The organism is Micromonospora sp. NPDC093244 (assembly GCF_040683695.1).
GTDB lineage: Bacteria > Actinomycetota > Actinomycetes > Mycobacteriales > Micromonosporaceae > Micromonospora.
The window spans coordinates 1,521,400-1,539,421 of the sequence record NZ_JBFBEO010000001.1 but is presented as its reverse complement, the minus strand read 5'-3'; the positions used below and the strand labels follow the sequence as shown (position 1 = coordinate 1,539,421).

At 72.1% G+C, this 18,022-nt stretch carries 16 protein-coding genes; 6 read left to right on the top strand and 10 right to left on the bottom strand.

Annotated features, from left to right (window positions below):
* Positions 1-74: 74 nt before the first annotated feature.
* Positions 75-635 carry an NAD(P)H-dependent oxidoreductase gene (locus AB0N27_RS06775; RefSeq protein WP_364364255.1) on the bottom strand — a complete coding sequence of 187 codons (561 nt, stop codon included), beginning with the start codon at positions 633-635 and terminating at the stop codon, positions 75-77.
* 138 nt (positions 636-773) lie between these two features.
* Here AB0N27_RS06775 and AB0N27_RS06770 point away from each other — a divergent pair, with 138 nt between their 5' ends.
* A complete protein-coding gene (locus tag AB0N27_RS06770; protein ID WP_364364252.1) occupies positions 774-1,238 on the top strand; it encodes a MarR family transcriptional regulator in 465 nt (154 codons plus the stop codon).
* 22 nt (positions 1,239-1,260) lie between these two features.
* Here AB0N27_RS06770 and AB0N27_RS06765 read toward each other — a convergent pair whose 3' ends face one another.
* The 7 genes from AB0N27_RS06765 to AB0N27_RS06735 all read right to left on the bottom strand — a co-directional run bounded on the left by AB0N27_RS06765 (position 1,261) and on the right by AB0N27_RS06735 (position 10,704).
* On the bottom strand, positions 1,261-3,594 hold the full coding sequence (locus tag AB0N27_RS06765; RefSeq protein WP_364364249.1) for a beta-L-arabinofuranosidase domain-containing protein: 2,334 nt from the start codon (positions 3,592-3,594) through the stop codon (positions 1,261-1,263).
* 158 nt (positions 3,595-3,752) lie between these two features.
* Positions 3,753-4,241: an anthrone oxygenase family protein gene (locus tag AB0N27_RS06760; protein ID WP_364364246.1), complete on the bottom strand. Its 489-nt coding sequence runs from the start codon at positions 4,239-4,241 to the stop codon at positions 3,753-3,755.
* A gap of 31 nt (positions 4,242-4,272) precedes the next feature.
* Positions 4,273-6,099 carry an IucA/IucC family siderophore biosynthesis protein gene (locus AB0N27_RS06755; protein WP_364364243.1) on the bottom strand — a complete coding sequence of 609 codons (1,827 nt, stop codon included), beginning with the start codon at positions 6,097-6,099 and terminating at the stop codon, positions 4,273-4,275.
* Positions 6,096-6,674: a GNAT family N-acetyltransferase gene (locus tag AB0N27_RS06750; RefSeq protein WP_364364240.1), complete on the bottom strand. Its 579-nt coding sequence runs from the start codon at positions 6,672-6,674 to the stop codon at positions 6,096-6,098. The genes AB0N27_RS06755 and AB0N27_RS06750 overlap by 4 nt, the downstream gene beginning before the upstream one ends.
* Positions 6,671-7,948, bottom strand: a complete 1,278-nt coding sequence (locus AB0N27_RS06745) for a SidA/IucD/PvdA family monooxygenase (RefSeq protein ID WP_364364237.1) — start codon at positions 7,946-7,948, stop codon at positions 6,671-6,673. Before AB0N27_RS06745 ends, AB0N27_RS06750 begins: the two co-directional genes overlap by 4 nt.
* A gap of 26 nt (positions 7,949-7,974) precedes the next feature.
* A complete protein-coding gene (locus AB0N27_RS06740) occupies positions 7,975-9,510 on the bottom strand; it encodes an aspartate aminotransferase family protein (protein WP_364366101.1) in 1,536 nt (511 codons plus the stop codon).
* A 162-nt stretch (positions 9,511-9,672) separates the two neighbouring features.
* A complete protein-coding gene (locus tag AB0N27_RS06735; RefSeq protein ID WP_364364234.1) occupies positions 9,673-10,704 on the bottom strand; it encodes an ABC transporter substrate-binding protein in 1,032 nt (343 codons plus the stop codon).
* 156 nt (positions 10,705-10,860) lie between these two features.
* Here AB0N27_RS06735 and AB0N27_RS06730 point away from each other — a divergent pair, with 156 nt between their 5' ends.
* From AB0N27_RS06730 to AB0N27_RS06710, 5 genes are read left to right on the top strand one after another with little or no spacing between them, the layout of a single operon-like run.
* Positions 10,861-11,883, top strand: a complete 1,023-nt coding sequence (locus AB0N27_RS06730) for an iron chelate uptake ABC transporter family permease subunit (protein ID WP_364364230.1) — start codon at positions 10,861-10,863, stop codon at positions 11,881-11,883.
* The gene (locus AB0N27_RS06725; RefSeq protein WP_364364227.1) at positions 11,880-12,908 is read left to right on the top strand and encodes an iron chelate uptake ABC transporter family permease subunit; all 1,029 of its coding nucleotides are present in this window, start codon (positions 11,880-11,882) and stop codon (positions 12,906-12,908) included. The genes AB0N27_RS06730 and AB0N27_RS06725 overlap by 4 nt, the downstream gene beginning before the upstream one ends.
* Before the next feature lie 29 nt (positions 12,909-12,937).
* Positions 12,938-13,750, top strand: coding sequence for an ABC transporter ATP-binding protein (locus AB0N27_RS06720; RefSeq protein ID WP_364364225.1), 813 nt, complete (start codon positions 12,938-12,940; stop codon positions 13,748-13,750).
* Positions 13,747-15,801 (top strand): penicillin acylase family protein, encoded by a 2,055-nt coding sequence (locus AB0N27_RS06715; RefSeq protein ID WP_364364222.1) that lies wholly within the window; start codon positions 13,747-13,749, stop codon positions 15,799-15,801. The genes AB0N27_RS06720 and AB0N27_RS06715 overlap by 4 nt, the downstream gene beginning before the upstream one ends.
* Positions 15,791-16,348 carry a GNAT family N-acetyltransferase gene (locus AB0N27_RS06710; RefSeq protein ID WP_364364219.1) on the top strand — a complete coding sequence of 186 codons (558 nt, stop codon included), beginning with the start codon at positions 15,791-15,793 and terminating at the stop codon, positions 16,346-16,348. Before AB0N27_RS06715 ends, AB0N27_RS06710 begins: the two co-directional genes overlap by 11 nt.
* Before the next feature lie 42 nt (positions 16,349-16,390).
* Here AB0N27_RS06710 and AB0N27_RS06705 read toward each other — a convergent pair whose 3' ends face one another.
* Entirely contained in the window at positions 16,391-16,999 is a 609-nt protein-coding gene (locus tag AB0N27_RS06705) for a bifunctional 4-hydroxy-2-oxoglutarate aldolase/2-dehydro-3-deoxy-phosphogluconate aldolase (protein ID WP_364364217.1), read from the bottom strand.
* Positions 16,980-18,020: a sugar kinase gene (locus AB0N27_RS06700; protein ID WP_364364214.1), complete on the bottom strand. Its 1,041-nt coding sequence runs from the start codon at positions 18,018-18,020 to the stop codon at positions 16,980-16,982. Before AB0N27_RS06700 ends, AB0N27_RS06705 begins: the two co-directional genes overlap by 20 nt.
* Between the last annotated feature and the right edge of the window lie 2 nt (positions 18,021-18,022).

The window sequence follows — 18,022 nt, the reverse complement described above, 5'->3', positions numbered from 1 at the left end:
CCCAGCGCACGGCCCCTGGCGGGCCGAGCCGGCCACGGGAGGGATTCCCGCGACCGGCTCCGGATCCGCTCGGGTCAGCGCTTGCGCAGCGGAGCGAGCGCGCCGCTCCAGGCGACCACCTGGTCGAGTGTGGTGTTCAGCGCGTCCTCGTGGAACGTGTTGGGCTTGAAGACGCTGAAGTTCTCGAAGTCGGTGAAGAGCGACAGGGCGACCTGGGACCGCACGTCGGCCATCTGGAGCTCCCCGGCGATCAGGCGCAGGTGCTCGACGGCACGCGCCCCGCCCACCGAGCCGTAGCTGACGAACCCGACGGCCTTGTTGTTCCACTCGCCGTAGAGGAAGTCGATGGCGTTCTTCAGGGCGCCCGAGGTGGAGTGGTTGTACTCGGGGGTCACCATGACGAACCCGTCGTACGAGGCGATCGTCTCGGCCCACTTGAGCGTGTGCGGCTTGGTGTACTGGCCCATCGACGGCGGGTACGCCTCGTCGAGGTGCGGCAGCTGGTAGTCCAGCAGGTCGATCAGCTCGTACTCCGCGTCGGAGCGCTGCTTGGCGACCTCGAGGACCCAGCGGGCGACAGCCTCGCCGTTGCGCCCGGGGCGGGTGCTGCCGAGGATGATGCCGATCCTGATCATGGTGGCGCCTTTCAGGAGTGGTTCTGGCGGACGCGCCGACGCTAGCGGGTCATTGCTTGGTCAAGCAAATAGCTCTGATGTGGTTGTCCCCACACCGAGAGTGGGCATTTGACAGATCAAGCAACTACGCTGAGGCGCATGGTCAGCACTCCCCCAGAGCGTCCCAAACCGCTCACACCTGACGAAGAGGCACTGGTACGCGCCCTCGGCCAGGTGATGCACGTGCTGCCCCGCACGATCGACGGCGACATGATCAGTGACCGGCGACTGCCGCTCACCGAGTACATCGCCCTGATGAACCTCTCCGAGGCGCCGGACCGGCGGATGCGCATGCACGAGCTGGCCGCGCTCTGCCACCTCTCGCTCAGCGGCATGACCCGCACGATCATCCGGCTGGAGAAGCAGGGCCTGGTGAAGCGGGAGCGGTGCGAGCAGGACGCCCGCGGCTGGAACGCCGTCCTCACCAACGCCGGCTTCGCCCGCCTCGAGGAGTCCTGGCCCAGCCACCTGGCCGCCATCCGCAGGCGGTTCCTCGCGCACTTCGAGGGCTTCGACCTGGCTCAGCTGGCCCGCGCCTTCCGCAGCGCGGGGACGGTCAGCTGAGCCAGGCCGGAGCCGCTGCGCCCTAGGCGTTCGGCACGAGCCTCCACCTGTTGTCCGCGCTGCCGTTGTCCGGATCCTGGACGGCCTGCGCGCCCCACGCGGTGGAGCCGTTCAGGATGCCGAGCAGCTTGCCGCTGTTGACGTTGCGGATCCGGTAGGTGCCGTCGCCGTTGTCCACAAGCGTCCACCTGTGGTCGGCGGTGCCGTTGTCCGCCCACTGCAGGACGCGGGCGTTGTCGGCGGTGGACATGTTCTCCACCCCGAGGACCTTCCCGCTGTTGACGTTGCGGAACCTGACCGCAGCGCCGTCGGTCACCACTACCCAGTTGTGGTCGGCGGTGCCACTGTCACCCCACTGCACGGCCAGCCCGCCGTCGGCGGTAGACATGTTCTGGATGCCGAGCACCAGGCCGGTGCCCACGTTCACCAGTCGGTGGCTGGCGCCACCGCTGCTGCCGCTGACACTCCAGTAGACGGTGTAGTTGTAGCCGTGGGCGTCGTAGAACGGCGCGAGGTTCACAGTGGAGCCGTTCGCCGTGGCGGTGAACGCCAACGTGCTGGTGCTGGTCCGGGCGATCGACGAGACGTTCAGCGACGGGAGCGCGCTCAGCGACGTGTTGCCGTAGTTGCCGCACAGCACAGTCGGGCCGTACGTGACGGCCGCGACGCCAGGGTTGTCATTGGCGGGCTGCGTCACGACCCGCATCGGCAGGCGCACAGTGATGGTGTCGCCGGACGCCCAGGTCCGGGTGATCGTGGCATAACTGCCCGGGGTGGTGGTGACGGTCTGCACGACACCGTTGACGCTCACCGTCGCGCCACTCGTCCACGCCGGGATGCGGACCCGGACACTCCACGAGCCGCTCATCGTGCCGGACAGGGTGAGGGTGCTGGTGTCGCTTACCGGGTAGCTGGTGCTCTGCGTGACAGTGATGCCGCGCTCCGACCAGGTCAGCACCGACGGCGCGAACAGGTTCACGGTCAGCGTGGTGCCGTTGCGGAAGTAGATGGAGTCCATCAACCTCGTGTTGATCTCCAGGCCGGTGCCCTGACAGCACCAGAACGAGTTGTAGTCCGTACTCCAGGTGCCGCCGCCCCAGGCCGGACCCACGCCCCGCCGCCCACCCGGGCGCAGCGGGGTGAAGTAGGTGATGTGACCGTGGCTGTCGGCCGGGTTCTGACCGCCGATCAGATGGTTGATCAGTGCGCGCTCGTAGAAGTCGAAGTAGTCGGTCCGGTTCGGGTCGAGCAGCCACAGCTCCCGGGTCAGCTTGAGCATGTTGAAGGTGTTGCACTGCTCGCAGGTGTCGTTGCTGAGGTACCCGGCGATGGCGTTGGGCGCCCGGAAGTGCTCGGCCTGGCTGTTGCCGCCGATGACATAGGTGTGCGCGCCCACGGTGATGTTCCACGCGTTGCTGGCGATGTCCCGGTAGCGGGTCGTCCCGGTGGCCTTGAACTCGCGGGCGGCGCCGATCCACTTGGGCACCTGGGTGTTGGCGTGCAGGCCGGAGAGCTGGTCCTGGTTCGCCGCCAGGGGATTGAACACGGCGGCGTGGTCGAACCGCTGCGCGGTGGCGAGCCACCGGGCGTCGCCGGTCTGCTGGTAGATGTCGGTCAGCACGTCGTTCATGCCACCGAACTCGGTGCCCAGCATGGACTGCATCTGGCTGGAACTCAGTCGGGACGTGCGGGTGTCCACCCAGCCGGCGAGCCGCAGGAGCACGTCGCGAGCCTGCGTGCTGCCGGTGTGACGCCAGACGTCGAGCAGCCCGGCGAGGGTCTTGTGGATGCAGTAGTACGGCACGTTGCCGTTTGACAGCGTCCGCGCCTCGAGCGCGGTGAAGTCGGACTCCGGGAAGCCGGAGAGGTAGCCGGTGCCGAACCCGGCCGCCGCGTTGTTGGCCTGGCACTTGGCCAGCTCGGCCACCATGTAGTTCGCCTTGTCCCGGCAGGTGGTGTCGCCGAGCACCGCGTACGCGTACGCCCAGGCGCTCAGGAAGTGCCCCTGCATGTGGGTGCGGAACGGAAAGTTCGGCGCGTCCCAGCCTCCGTTGGTGGCGGCGCCGTTCGTGGACAGCCGGTGGTTGGCCCGGAAGTTGTAGAGCAGCCGGTCGACGTCGACGAAGCGCAGGTAGCTCAGGGTCCGGTTCTGGTTGTCCATCCACCGGCCGGTGGTGAGCCGTACCTCACCCGGGTCGAAGGGGTACGCCGAGACACCGATGTCCGCGCGGACCGGCGGGACCACGGCCGCCGAGGCCGGGCTCGGGCCGAGCACCGTCGCTCCGGTCGCGGACATGACTGCTGTGGCACCGGCGGCTTGCAGCACACGGCGCCGGCTGATGGGCAGGGGGGACATGGAACCTCCACGGGCAGCACAGCCGGGCGAGGCGGGCTCGGCGGGACGGTTCGAGGCGAACGTTAGCGTTCACATCGTGTCCGGCATGTTACGGCCAGAGACCCCAGGCATTCAAGGTGGTGATTTTGCCGGATGGATGTTATCGATAACAGCGCACCTCAGTGCGACTGTCGGCCGGCCTCCACAAACGCCCAGGCGAGCAGCCCGAACGCGGCCGTCGAGGCGACGGCGCGCACGACGTTGGCGCGTACCCACCGTCGCTCGAAGCCGGCCCGCGCCGCGGCCGGGTCGGCGTCGCCGGCCCGGGCCAACGCGTTGTTGAGCGGCACGTTGACGACCGCCGTGAGGCCGAGGACCACCAGGTACGACACCAGCCCGGCCACGATCCACGGCAGCACCGCCCGCTGCCCGTCACCCAGGTGCAGCCCCGCCGCCAGCAGCGTGAACACCAGCGCGCCCCCGAAACAGAGCGCGAACCATCCGTTCAGGATGGACTCGTTGATCCGCCGCATGGCGAGCACGAGTGTCCGGTCGTCGGCGCGACCGAGACCGGGCATCACCGCGTAGGCGAACGCGGTGAACAGGCCGGCGGTTAGACCGGTGGTCAGGGTGGCGGCGAACAGACTCGCGGTACGCAGGAAGCCCATACCCCCATCTCACCCGCTGCCGCCGGCCCTGTCACCTGACGGTCGGGGCGTACGCGGCCAGCGGATTGGTCAGGGTGCCGACGAACTGGAGCGAGGCCGACGGGTCGGCCAGATCGACCATCTGCTGGTTGTCGCGCAACTGGAGCCGGTTCAGGCAGGAGAGCGTGAACTCCGGCGCGAACAGGTCGTAGTGCCGGACCCGGTCCGCCAGGTGCGGCACCCGGTCGAAGTAGTCGGCCGCGCAGGCGGCGACCGTACGCCAGAAGTCGTCCTCGCCGAGCACGCCGGCCTCGACAAGCACCGCGTTGAGGTGCCGCAGGAAGCAGTCCACCACGTCGGTGAAGATGCTCAGCAGCTTCGTGTCGTCGGGCACGTCGACACGGATCCGCTGCACCGCCTCCGGCAGCTCGACGTCGGCGCTCATCACCGCGATCTCCTCGGCGATGTCCTTGAAGATCACCCGTACGACCGTGTCCCGCTCGTCGAGGACCAGGATGACGTTCTCGCCGTGCGGCATGAAGGCCAGGTCGTGGGCGTAGAAGCTGTGCAGCAGCGGGGTCAGGTACGCGTCCAGGTAACGGCGCAGCCACACCTCGGCCGGCAGCCCGGACCTGTCGATCAGGGCCGCCGCCAGCGAACCGCCGTCGTGGTCCACGTGCAGCAGCGCGGCCATGGTGGACAGCCGCTCCCCCGGCGCCAGGTCGGGCACCGGGCTCTCGCGCCACAGGGCGGCAAGCATCTTGCGGTACGGGGAGGTGCGCTCGGTGGCCGCCTCGTACTGCCGGTGCCGGTAGCCGACCGCCGCCCGCTCCCGGATGACCGTCAACCCGGTTCCGGTCAGCACCTCGTCACCGGCGATCAGGTCGGCCAGCCAGTCGTTGATGGCGGGCGTGGCGGCCATGTACGCGGCGGACAGCCCCCGCATGAAGCCCATGTTCAGCACCGACAACGCGGTCTTCACGTAGTGCCGGCGCGGCTCGGTGACGTTGAAGAAGGTGCGGATGGACTGCTGCGCGAGGTACGCGTCCGGGCCGGGGCCGAGGTGCACGAGCCGACGCTCGGCCAGCTCACCGGCGAAGGTGACGGCCAGCTTGTTCCACCACTGCCACGGGTGCGCCGGGATCAGGTGGTAGTCGGCCAGATCCAGGCCGAGGCCTGCCATCGTGGCCGCGAACCGGGCCCTGGTCTCCGCGTCCAGTTCGCTCTCGATGAGCGTGTCGTAGTCGAGGTCGGCGGCACTGCTGAACGTCGAGTGGTCCCGGTGCGCGGCCAGCCACTCCAGCCGTACCGCCTCGGCGGCCTCCGGGGCGTACCTGTGGTACTCGTCGACGCCGAAGCCGAGCCGGCCGTTGTTGGCCACGAAGCAGGGATGCCCCTCGGTCATCGACGTCTCGATGGTCTGGAAGTCCGCGCCGGCCAGCTCGGCGGCGCTCGACGCGGACCGCGCCAGCTTGTACGCGGTGCCGGCGAGGGTGGAGGTGATCTCCTCCAGGTAGACCGGCAGCACCCGCGCGGAGAGCCCGAGGGAGCCGCGCAGCTCGACGATCAGGTCCACCGCGTCCAGCGGCAGCGACACGCCGTCGCGGTGCCTGGTGATGCTGTCCGCGTCGATCTGCCAGTGCGCCAGGGCCAGCACCCGGGCCGCGAACCGGTAGGTGACCGCGCCGTCGTCGCTGCGGACCTCGTACCACTGCCGGTCGTCGTCGCCCGGGACCGGCTCCGGGGCGAGCAGCCGTTCGTGGGTGAACTCGGCGAGCGCCTTGCGGACCAGCAGCCGGTTCGCCCGGGCCCAGCGCCGCGGGGTGAGATGCCCGACCGGGTCGGCGACGGCGGGGGTCGGGACGGCGGTGACGGTCACGCCTGGGCTCCTTCGAGGTTTGTGAGGGCGGCGTGGAACTGGGCGCGGGTGCAGACGCTGAGCAGGGCGTCCTTCTCGGGCTTGGCGATCGGGCCGACGACCTCGAAGCCGACGGCGGCGTTCAACGCGTGCACGGCGGTGTTGCGCACGTCGGGCTCGACCACCACCCGCGCCGTGGCGGGGTCGGCGAAGAGCCACGCCATGACAGTGGTGAGCACCGCGCGGGTGAAGCCGTGCACCGGAGTGTCGACGGGCGCGCAGAGGAAGTGCATGCCCACGTCGCCGGGCTGGTGGTCGTACCGGCCGACCAGCTCGACGTACGCCGGGTCGTAGCGCTCCGCCAGGAACGCCGGACTCCCCCGCCACAGGCCCAGGTACGCGTCGTGGTGCGGGTGCGCGGCGATCCGCCGGTACTCCTTCGCCACCTCGGCCTCGTCGGCGTCCTGCATGAGCCAAAACGACGCCTTCGGGTGGGTCACCCAGCCGTGCAGCAGCGCGGCGTCGGCGTCCGGGTCGAGCGTTCGCAGCGCGAACTCGCCGAGCCGGTCGTCGACGCGGGTGAAGACGCCCGTCACGACGTCACCCCGAACTCCTGGAAGGTGATGCTCTTCTCGATCGGGTAGTGCTCCCGGCCGAGCAGCTCACGGATGATCCAGGAGTTGCGGTACGCGCCCATGCCCAGATCCGGCGAGGTGATGCTGTGCGTGTGGGTGCCCGCGTTCTGCAGGAAGATCCCCCGCCCGTCGTGGTCGATGCTGTAGTTGCGGGCCACATCGAAGCGGCCGTGGGAGTCCCAGCGGATCCGGTCGGCCACCGGTGCGAGGAACTCCGGCACCCGGTAGCGGTAGCCGGTGGCCAGCACCAGTCCCTCGGTCCGCAGGGTGAAGTCGCGTTCCTGCTCCACCTGACGCAGGCGCAGCGCGTACGCGCCGTCCCGGTGCTCGGCGCCGACCAGCTCGGTGTTGGTGAGCAGCCGCGTGTTCACCGGCCCGTTGACACTGTGCGCGTAGAGCTGGTCGAAGATGTCGTTGATCAGGTCCGCGTTGATCCCCTTGAACAGGCCCTTCTGTTCGGCCTCCAGCCGGTAACGGGTCACCTCGGGCAGCGCGTGGAAGTAGTCCACGTAGTCCGGTGAGGTCATCTCCAGCGTCAGCTTCGTGTATTCGAGCGGGAAGAACCGCGGCGAGCGGGTCACCCAGTTCAGCTGGTAGCCGTACCTGTCGATGTCCCCGAGCAGGTCGTGGTAGATCTCGGCGGCGCTCTGCCCGCTGCCGACCACCGTGATGCTCCGCCTGGTGCGCAGCGCGTCCCGGTGTTCCAGGTAGCGCGAGTTGTGCACGGCGTCGCCGGGCAGGCCGGCGACGGCGTCGGGCAGGTGCGGCGGGGTGCCGGTGCCGAGCACCAGGTGCCGGGCCCGGTACTCGACGCTCTCGGACTCGCCGGTGCTGGCCCGTACCACGTACCTGTCGTCGGCCGCGTCGAACTCCACTGTGGTCACCGTCTGACCGAAGCGCAGGTTCGGCACCTTCGCCGCCGCCCACCGGCAGTACGCGTCGTACTCGCTGCGCAGCGGGTAGAAGCTCTCCCGGATGTAGAACGGGTAGAGCCGGCCGATCTCCTTGAGGTAGTTGAGGAACGAGTACGGCGAGGTCGGGTCGGCGAGGCTGACCAGGTCGGCGATGAACGGGGTCTGCAACCGGGCCGACTCCAGCAGCATGCCGGGGTGCCAGGCGAGGCTCGGGCGGGCCTCCAGGAACACGCCGTCAAGCTCGTCGATCGGCGCGGTGAGGCAGGCCAGACCCAGGTTGTACGGGCCGAGGCCGATGGCGACGAAGTCGTGGGTGGACATCTTCTTCTCCAGGCGCGGGTTCGGGGTCAGCCGACGGGGCAGGTCAGGTCGGCCGCGACGTGGTCGCGCACGTACCGCCCGGCGTGGCCGGCGATCAGGTCCAGCACGTGGCCGATGTCGTCGACTGTCGTGGCGGGGTTGAGCAGGGTGAACTTGAGAAAGTGCCTGCCGTCCACGCGGGTGCCGGCGACCACGGCGAGGCCGGACGCCGCCAGGGCCTCGCGGGCGTGCAGGTTGGCGGCGTCGGCCAGGTCGCGGCCCGGGCCGGTGGGCAGGTAGCGGAACACCACTGTGCTCAACTGTGAGCGGGTGACCACCTCGAAGCGGGGGTCCTCGTCGACCAGCCGCCACGCGTCGGCGGCCCGGTCGACCACCTCGTCGAAGAGCGTGCCGAGCGCGTCCGGGCCCATCACCCGCAGCGTCAGCCAGAGCTTGAGCGCGTCGAAGCGGCGGGTGGTCTGCAGGCTCTTGTCGACCTGGTTGGGGATGCGCTGCTCCACCATCCGCGCCGGGTTGAGGTAGTCGGCGTGGTAGGTGGCGTGCCGCAGCACCCGCCGGTCGCGGACCAGCAGCGCGCTGGAGCTGACCGGCTGGAAGAACGACTTGTGGTAGTCGACGGTCACCGAGTCGGCCCGCTCGATGCCGTCGAGCAGGTGCCGGCGCGTCGGCGAGACGAGCAGACCGCAGCCGTACGCGGCGTCCACGTGCAGCCACACGCCGGCCGCCGCGCAGATCCCGGCCAGCTCGGCGAGCGGGTCGATGGAGCCGAAGTCGGTGGTGCCGGCGGTGCCGACGACGGCCATCACCACCAGCCCGGCCTGCCGGCACCTGGCGATCTCCTCGCGGACCGCGCTGGGGCGGATCCGCCGCCCGGCGTCGGTGGGGAGGGCGATCACCGCGTCCGGGGAGAGCCCGAGCAGCTTGGCGGACTTCTGCACGCTGAAGTGACCGGCCGCCGAGGTGAGCACCCGCAGCCGGGGCAGCAGCTCGGCGCGGGCCGCCGGGGCGAGGGCGTCGACGCACGCCTCCTCCCGGGCCAGCAGCAGCGCCTGGAGGTTGGACTGGCTGCCGCCGCTTGTGAACACCCCGTCGGCGTCCGGGCCGAGGCCGATCCGTCGGGCGGTCCAGTCGATCAGCCGGCGCTCGATGAGGGTGGCTCCGGCGCTCTGGTCCCAGGTGTCCAGGGAGGAGTTGACCGCGGTGAGCACTGCCTCGCCGAGCAGCGCCGGGATGACCACCGGGCAGTTGAGGTGGGCGAGGTAACGGGGGTGGTGGAACCAGACGGCGTCGCGCAGGTAGACGTCCTCCAGCTCGTCCAGGGCGGCGCCGGCCTCACCGAGCGGTCGGTCCAGGTCGACACTGTCGACAAGCGGCGCCAGGTCGGCGGGTGTCACGCCGGTGCCGGGACGGTCCACGTCGGCCACCCGGCGGGCGACCCGGTCGACGCCGGCGGCGATCGCCTGTCGGTACTGCTCGACGGAGCCCTGGTTCAGCAGCTGCGCAGCCGGGGCGGTCGCCGGCGCCGGTGGCGGCGCGGTGGTCTCGACGGGGTACGTCGGCACGGTCACGGATGTCCTCCACGTTCTCGGCGATGGGCAGCCGGAACCCACCCCCGGCGCGTTGTCGCGCCGGGGGTCGTGCTGCCGTCGATGGGGTCGCTGCTCAGGCGGCCACCGCAGCGACTCCGTGCCGCCGATGACCGGCGGCGGAGTTCACTCCGGGCGTCAGCTGACCTTCTTCGCGTTCCGGATGGCGGTGGCGAGGTTCTCCAGCAACGGCGCGGCACCGGCGTACGAGAAGCGGGGCACCGCGTCCCACGGGGTGACCTGGTTGGCCTTGACCGCCGGCAGTTGCTGCCAGGTCGGCTTGGCGGCGAGGTCCTTGGGCTGAAGCGCCGTGCTGCGGTTGTCCAGCAGGATCAGGTCGGCCGGGAACTTGCCGGTGTTCTCCCAGCTCAGCGCCTCGAAGTAGTCGCCGGCTTCGAGCTTGGTCGGAACGACGATGTCCACGCCCAGCTCGGCGAAGTACATGAGGTCGGTGCTGACCTTCGGGTTGGAGACGTAGAACAGGTCGGGGCTGCCGGAGCAGGCCATCACCTTGATGCCGGGGTTGGCCTTGACCGCCTGGCGGACCGCCTCGGCGGCGGCGTCGAAGCGGGTCTTCGCGTCGGTGACCTTCTTCGCCGAGAGGTCCGCGCCGAGCGACTCGGCAAGCGCGGCGTACCGCTCGATCGGCTTGGTCATCGGCACCCGGGCGGTGGTGACGGCCACGCTCGGCGCGAGCGGCAGGATCTTGTCCTTGCTCTCGTCCGGCACGTACCAGAGGGCATCCGGGTCGTACATGTGGGTGACCAGCAGCTCGGGGCGCAGCGCCGCGTACTTCTCCAGGCTGAACTCGCCCCACACGTTGCCGATGATCTCCACGGCTTCGACGTTCAGGTCCCCCGCCTGCGGGTCGACGGTCCCGTCGGTGCGCTTGGTCTCGCCGAACACGCCGACGAGCTGCTTGTCGAGACCGAAATCGACAAGAGCCGCCGCCACGCCGGTGAAGGCCACCACCCGGGCCGGGCGGGCCGCTGCCTCGATCTTCTTGCCGCGGTCGTCGGTGAACGACCAGGGGCCACCGCCGTTGCTGGTGGCGGGTTTGGCGGCATCGTCCTTACCGCAGCCGGCGAGCAGGGCGGCAAGCGTGGCGGCGCCGCCAGCGGCCAGCAGGCCACGACGAGAGAGGCGACGGGAGGACAGTGCATCGGGCATGGTGTCGTCTTTCGATCAAGGGAGGGTCGGGGTCGACCAGGACAGCGGGGTTAGGTTAGCCTAACCTCGGTCATTGTCAACAGCGGTACGCCGTGTCGCCACACCCCGGAGCCCACACTGGACGCCACACCCACCGTCACCAGAGCGGCACCACCCGTGCCGACGAGGTCCACGGCCCCTCCCCCGGTGCGGCGCCGGGCGGCCCGCGCCGCCGGGCTCCTCGGCGCCGTGGCGCTGCTCGGCGTGATCCTGCTGCTCAGCATCGCGGTCGGCGCGAAGTCGCTACCGCTCGCCGACGTCTGGTCCGGTCTGCTGGACCGCGACGCCACCGAGTACGCGGTGGTGCACCGGATGCGCCTGCCGCGTACCCTGCTCGGGCTCCTCGCCGGCACGGCGCTCGGCGTGGCCGGCGCGGTGATGCAGGCCCTCACCCGCAACCCCCTGGCCGACCCCGGGCTGCTCGGCATCAACGCCGGCGCGTCCGCCGCCGTCGCCACCGCCGCCGCCTTCCTGGGCGTCACCGCCATCGGCGGGTACGTCTGGTTCGCGCTGCTCGGCGCGGCCGTGGTCACCGCCCTGGTCTACGCCGTGGGCGGCGGACGCGGCGCCACCCCCGCCCGCCTCGCACTGGCCGGGGCGGCCCTGAACGCCACCCTCTACTCGTTCGTGAGCGCGGTCATGCTGCTCGACGCCGCCTCGCTGGACCGGCTGCGGTTCTGGACGGTCGGCTCGCTGGCCAGCGCGGACGCGGCGACGGTGACCCGGGTCGCGCCGTTCATCCTGGCCGGCCTGCTGGTGGCCCTGGCCGCCGCGCGACCGCTGAACGCCCTCGCGCTCGGCGACGACACGGCACGCGCCCTGGGTGCCCGACCGGCGCTGATCCGCGCCGCCGTGATCGTCGCGGTCACCCTGCTCTGCGGCGCGGCCACCGCCGCCTGCGGCCCGATCGTGTTCGTCGGACTGCTGGTGCCGCACCTCGTACGCGCCCTGACCGGTCCCGACCTGCGCTGGCTGCTGCCCTACTGCGCGGTGCTCGCGCCGGCGCTGCTGCTCGGCGCGGACGTGCTCGGCCGGGTGCTGGGCCGCCCCGGTGAGCTCCAGGTCGGCATGGTGACAGCCGTGCTCGGCGGCCCGCTCTTCCTCTGGCTGGTCAGCCGATCGCGGGTGGCACACCCGTGAGCGTTCTCCGTACCCCAGGCGGTTTGTCAGTGCGGTTCCGCCCCCGGGCGCTGGCCGTCGGCGCAGGCGCAACCCTGCTCGCGGCCGGGCTCGGCCTGGTCGCCATCGGCAGCGGCGACTACCCGATCGGCCCGGCCGACGTGCTGCGCACCCTGACCGGCGGCGGCAGCCCGGCGGAGCAGTTCATCGTGACCGAACTGCGGCTGCCCCGGCTGGTCACCGCCCTGCTGGTCGGCGCGGCGCTGGCGTTGGCCGGCACGATCTTCCAGTCCCTCGTCCGCAACCCGCTGGGCAGCCCCGACATCCTCGGCTTCACCCAGGGCGCGTCGACAGGCGCGCTGGTGGTCGTCGTCCTCGGCGGCAGCAGCCTCGCCCTCGCGGGCGCGGCGGTCGTCGGTGGGCTCGCCACCGGCCTGGTGATCTACGCGCTCGCCTGGCGACGCGGCGTGCACGGCTACCGGCTCATCCTCGTCGGTATCGGCGTCGCCGCGATCCTCACCGGCGTCAACGGCTACCTGCTGACCCGGGCGCCACTGATGGACGCCGCTCGCGCCGTACTCTGGCTCACCGGCAGCCTGGATGGGCGCGGCTGGGCCAACGCCGGCCCGCTGCTCGCCGTCACGGCCGTGCTGGCGCCTGTTGTCCTGGTCGGCTGCGCGGCGGCGCTGCGGATGATGGAACTGGGTGACGACACCGCGAGCGCCCTCGGCGTACCGGTCGTCCGGCTGCGTCTGGTGCTGCTCGCCTCGGCGGTGCTGCTCGTGTCGTTCGCGGCGGCCGCCGCCGGGCCGGTGTCGTTCGTGGCGCTCGTGGCGCCGCACGTCACCAAACGGCTGACCCGGGCACCCGGCCCCAACCTGCTGCCGTCGATGGCGGTCGGCGCGGCGTTGCTGGTCGGCGCCGACCTGCTGGCCCAACGCGCGTTCACCGGGCACCAACTCCCGGTCGGCGTCGTGACCGGAGTGATCGGCGGCGGCTACCTGGTCTGGCTGCTGGCCGTCGAACGGCGGGCGGGTCGACTGTGACCACCCGCGATCCCCTCGAAGGAGCACAGATGCACCCCGGCAGCACCCGGCTCGGCGGCACCGCGCTGACGCTCGCCTACGACAGGCGCGTCATCGCCGAGAACCTGACAGTTGCCATTCCGGACCAGTCGTTCACGGTGATCATCGGTCCGAACGCGTGCGGCAAGTCGACGCTGCTGCGCGCGCTGTCGCGGATGCTGCGCCCGAACGCCGGCGCGGTGCTGCTGGACGGGCGGGACATCCACGACCAGTCCGCCCGCACCGTGGCCCGTACCCTCGGCCTGCTGCCGCAGTCGTCGATCGCGCCGGACGGCATCAGCGTCGCCGAGCTGGTCGCCCGGGGCCGCTACCCCCACCAGGGGCTGCTGCGGCAGTGGTCCCGCGAGGACGAGCGGGTGGTCCAGGAGTCGATGGCCGCAACAGGGGTCGACGACCTCGCCGACCGGCTCGTCGACGAGTTGTCCGGTGGGCAGCGGCAGCGGGTGTGGCTGGCCATGGCGCTGGCCCAGCAGACCCCGCTGCTGCTGCTCGACGAGCCGACCACCTACCTGGACATCGCCCACCAGATCGAGATCCTGGACCTCTGCGCCCGACTGCACGAGGAGCAGGGCCGCACCCTCGTCGCGGTGCTGCACGACCTGAACCACGCGGCCCGCTACGCCACCCACCTCATCGCCATGCGCGACGGCCGGGTGGTGGCCGCCGGCGACCCGGCGACGGTGGTCACCGCCGACCTGGTCCACGAGGTGTTCGGGCTGCCCTGCCGGGTGATCGACGACCCGGAGACCGGCACACCCCTCGTCGTCCCCGCCGCCCGCCGCCGAGCCACCGAGCCGGCGTGAGCACGCGCCGGTTCCGCGACCGGTGGGGCGTGCCGCACCTGCGCGCCGACGACGCGCTGACCCTTGCGGCCGAGCAGGGCCGGGTGACCGCGTACGACCGGGCGTGGCAGATCGAGGTGGAACGGCACAGGTCGCAGGGCACCAGCGCCGCCTTCCTCGGCCCCGACGCGCTCGCCTGGGACCTGTTCGCCCGGCAGGTACGCCTCGACGACACCGCCCGCCGCTGCCACGCCGCCCTGGACACGGCGACCGCCGAGTGGGTGGGCGCGTACGCGGCAGGGGTGAACGCCGGCCTGGCCGCCGGGGCCGCCCGGGCGCCGGAGTTCGCCGCCACCGGGCTGGCACCGGGCCGGTGGGAGCCGTGGACGCCGCTCGCGGTCTGGCTGGGCCACCACATCATGTTCGCCGGGTTCCCGGGCAAGCTCTGGCGGACGTACGTGGCGCAGCGGCTCGGCCCGGACGCGACGGAGATGTTCGCCACCGACGGGCCGGCCGTGGCCGGCAGCAACGGCTGGCTGCTCGCCGCCGGACGCACCGGCACCGGCGCGGCGCTTCTCGCCGGCGACCCGCACCGGTTCATCGAGGACCCGGGCGTCTACCAGCAGATCCGGCTGGCCTGCCCGGAGTACGACGTGGTCGGCCTGGCGGTGCCGGGAGTGCCGGGCATCGCCCACTTCGGCCACACCGGCGCGGTGGCGTGGGCGATCACCAACGCGATGGCCGACTACCAGGACGTGTACGCCGAGCGGCTGCGCCGCGACGGCCCCGGCGTACGGGCGCTCGGCCCGGACGGCTGGCGGCCGGCGCACCGGCACGTCGAGACGGTCGAGGTTGCCGGGGCATCGCCGGTCGAGGTGGAGGTGCTGGAGACCGACAGGGGTCCGGTGATCGCCGGCGGGCCGGACGAGCCCACCGCGCTGAGCCTGCGCTACCCGCCACGGGTCCGCGCCGAACTGGGCTTCGCCGCCCTGCCGGAGCTGCTGCGCGCCCGTACGGTGGCCGATGTGGACCGGGCGCTGCGGCACTGGGTCGAGCCGGTCAACGTGGTGCAGGCGGCGGACACCGCCGGTGGGCTGCTGCACCGGGTGGCGGGAGCGGTGCCGGTACGGCATCCGGACAACGGCCGCCGGGTGGTCCCCGCCTGGGAGGAGCGGCACGCCTGGCAGGGCTGGTACGCGCCGATGCCCCGCGCCGAGGTGACCGGGCAGGCGGTGATGGCGAACGAACGCGGCCTGTCGGCGCCGCTCGGCGTCGAGTTCGCGCCGCCGCACCGCGCGCGCCGGATCGCCGAGTTGCTCGCCGCCGACGGGGACTGGACTGCCGACCGGATGGCAACCGTGCACACCGACACGCACCTGGCCTCGGCCGGCCCACTGCTGGCGGTGCTCGCCGGACTGACCGGGCTCGACCCGGACGCCACCGCGCTGCGCGACCGGCTGCTGCGCTGGGACCGCCGGATGGCCGCCGACAGCACCGACGCCGCCGACTTCGCCACGCTGCGCGCGGCTGTCGTACGCCGGATCGCCGCCCACCCGGCCCTCGCGGCGGTGGCGGAGCCGCCCGCGTACCCGGAGGTGTTCGCGCCGTGGCTGGCGCTGACGCCGCGGGTCGGCTACGCGCTGGAGCATCTGCTCGACGGCACCCGGCTGCCCGACGTGGACATCGCCGCGCTTGTCGGCGCGGCTCTCGCGGAGGTCGCCGGCACGGCGGACGGGTCCACGCGCTGGGGGGACCTGCACCGGCTGGCGCCGTGGCGGGCGCTGCCCGACCCGCAGGCCGGCCCGGGGCCCGGGCTCGACGGCGACCACGACTGCGTACTCGCCACCTCGAGCGTGCCCGGGGTCACCCACAGGTGCTTCCGGGGGCCGGCCGCCCGGTTCGTCTGGGACCTGGCGCGGCGCGAGGACAGCCGCTGGGTGGTCCCGCTGGGCGCCTGCGGGGTGCCCGACGACCCGCACCACGACGACCAGAGCGACGCCTGGCTGGCCGGCGAACTGCTGCCGGTCGTCACCGACTGGGATCACCTCGTGGAGGAGACGCATGATCACTGATCGACACCACCACCGGCGCGACGTCGACGGATTCGGTGTGGTCACCATCCGCCCCGTGCGGCCGGACGAGGACGTGGACCTGCTGCACGCCTGGGTCACCCAGGAGCGGGCCCGATTCTGGGGGATGCGGGACGCCAGCCGCGAGCGGGTGCGGGAAATCTACGCGTACCTCGACTCGCTAGACACCCACCACGCGTACCTGGTGCACCGCGACGGCGTACCGGTCGCGCTGGCGCAGACCTACCAGCCCGAGGCCGACCCGGTCGGCGACTGCTACGACGTACGCCCCGGCGACATCGGCGTGCACCTGCTCATCGGGCCGCCGGTGGCGGTCGAGCACGGCTTCACCGGCACGCTGTTCGGCGCGATCCTCGACTTCGTCCTCGCCGACACGGACCGGCTGCGGGTCGTGATGGAACCCGACGCCCGCAACGACCGCGCCGTCAACCGGTTCCTGCGCGCCGGGTTCCGGACCGGACCGCTGATCGACCTGCCGGAGAAACGCGCCCGGCTGCTCTTCCTCGACCGGCCGGCGACCACCGGCTGACCGCACCGGACCGCCGCCGGCCGGAACGGCGCGGTCGGCGGCTCAGCGCGGGTGCGTCGCCAGCTTGGCCAGCGCGTCGAGCTGGGTGGGGTCGGACAGGGCCGAGCCCACGGCCGCCACCCGTACGCCAGCGTCGAGGAACGCGGCGGCGTTGCCCGCGTCGAGGCCGCCGGTGGCGACGAAGCGCAACTGCGGCAGGGGGCCGGCGATCGCCCGGAACCAGGCCGGCCCGAGGGAGATCGCCGGGAACGCCTTGAGCCAGGTGAGGCCGTGCCGCAGCGCCTGCTGCGCCTCGGTCGGGGTGGCCACACCGGGAAGGTGCGGTAGGCCGCGCGCGGCTGCGGCGTCCGCGACGGCGAGGTCGAGACCGGGTGCCACGGTGAACGCGGCCCCCGCGTCGGCCGCCGCCGCGACCTGCCCACCGTCGAGGACCGTGCCGGCCCCGACGATCCGGCCACGCTCGGCACCGGCCTCGACCGCGGCGCGCAGCGCCGGCACCGCGTCGGCAGTGGCCACCGGGACCTCCACCACGTCGATGCCGAGATCCCAGGCGCGTACGGCGAGCCGGACGGTCTCGGCCACCGGCAGGCCGCGCAGGATCGCCATCACCCGAGCGCCGCCGAAGATCTGCTCAAAGTCCGTTGTAGTCATGGTCCACTCCATCCGAGGTCAGATCCAGAGGTGACCAGGCGTCGTCGGGGGCGTCGAGCAGGCGCTCGAACCACGACCACTGCGGCAGCGGGACGTTGTCGCCGATGCTGCCCAACGCCTGCGCGGCGACGAGATGACCGAGGCGCAGCCGCCCCGTCAGGTCGAGGCCGCGCAGCAGCCCGGCCAGGTAGCCACCGGCGAACGCGTCCCCGGCCCCGACCGGCTCCACCACGTTCACCCGGGGTGCCGGCACGAAGACCGGCTCGGCGTCACGGCACAGCGCGGTGGCGCCCACCGCGCCGTCCTTGACCACCACTGTCCCCGGGCCGGGCAGCAGCCGGCGTACGGCCGTCGGGTCGGCGGTGTCCCACAGGGCGTACGCCTCGTCCTGGCCGACGAAGACGAGGTCGCTGCGGTCGGCGAGGTCACGCAGCACCGGCGCGGCCTCGTCGACCGGCCAGAGGCGGGCCCGGTGGTTGACGTCGAAGCTGACAAGCGCGCCCGGCAGCGGTCGGTCGGTCACCGCGTGCTCGGTCAGTGCCCGGCAGGTGGCCGAGAGCGCCGGGGTGATCCCGGTCAGGTGCAGCACCCGGGCGCCGGCCAGCAGGGGGTCGGCGAGCGTGCCGGTGTCCATCCGGGAGGCCGCCGAACCGGCCCGGTAGTAGTGCACGGCGGTGCCGGCCGGGCCTGGGTCCTTCACGTACAGACCGGTGGGGGCACCCGGGTCGACCCGTACGGAGTCCACGCGTACGCCGGCGGCGGCGACGTGCCGGACGACGGCCCTGCCGAACGGGTCGTCGCCGACCCGGCTCACCCAGGTCGCCAGGTGCCCGAGCCGGGCCAGGTAACCGGCCACGTTGGACTCCGCGCCGCCGACCGAGACGGCGACCCGTTCGGCGTCCTGAAGTGGCACACCGGGGGCGGGGCAGAGCACCACCATTGTCTCCCCCACCGCCGCCACCTCGACCGACACCGGGCTGGCCGGGCCACTCGGACGGTCGGGCCGAAGGTCCGATGGCATGG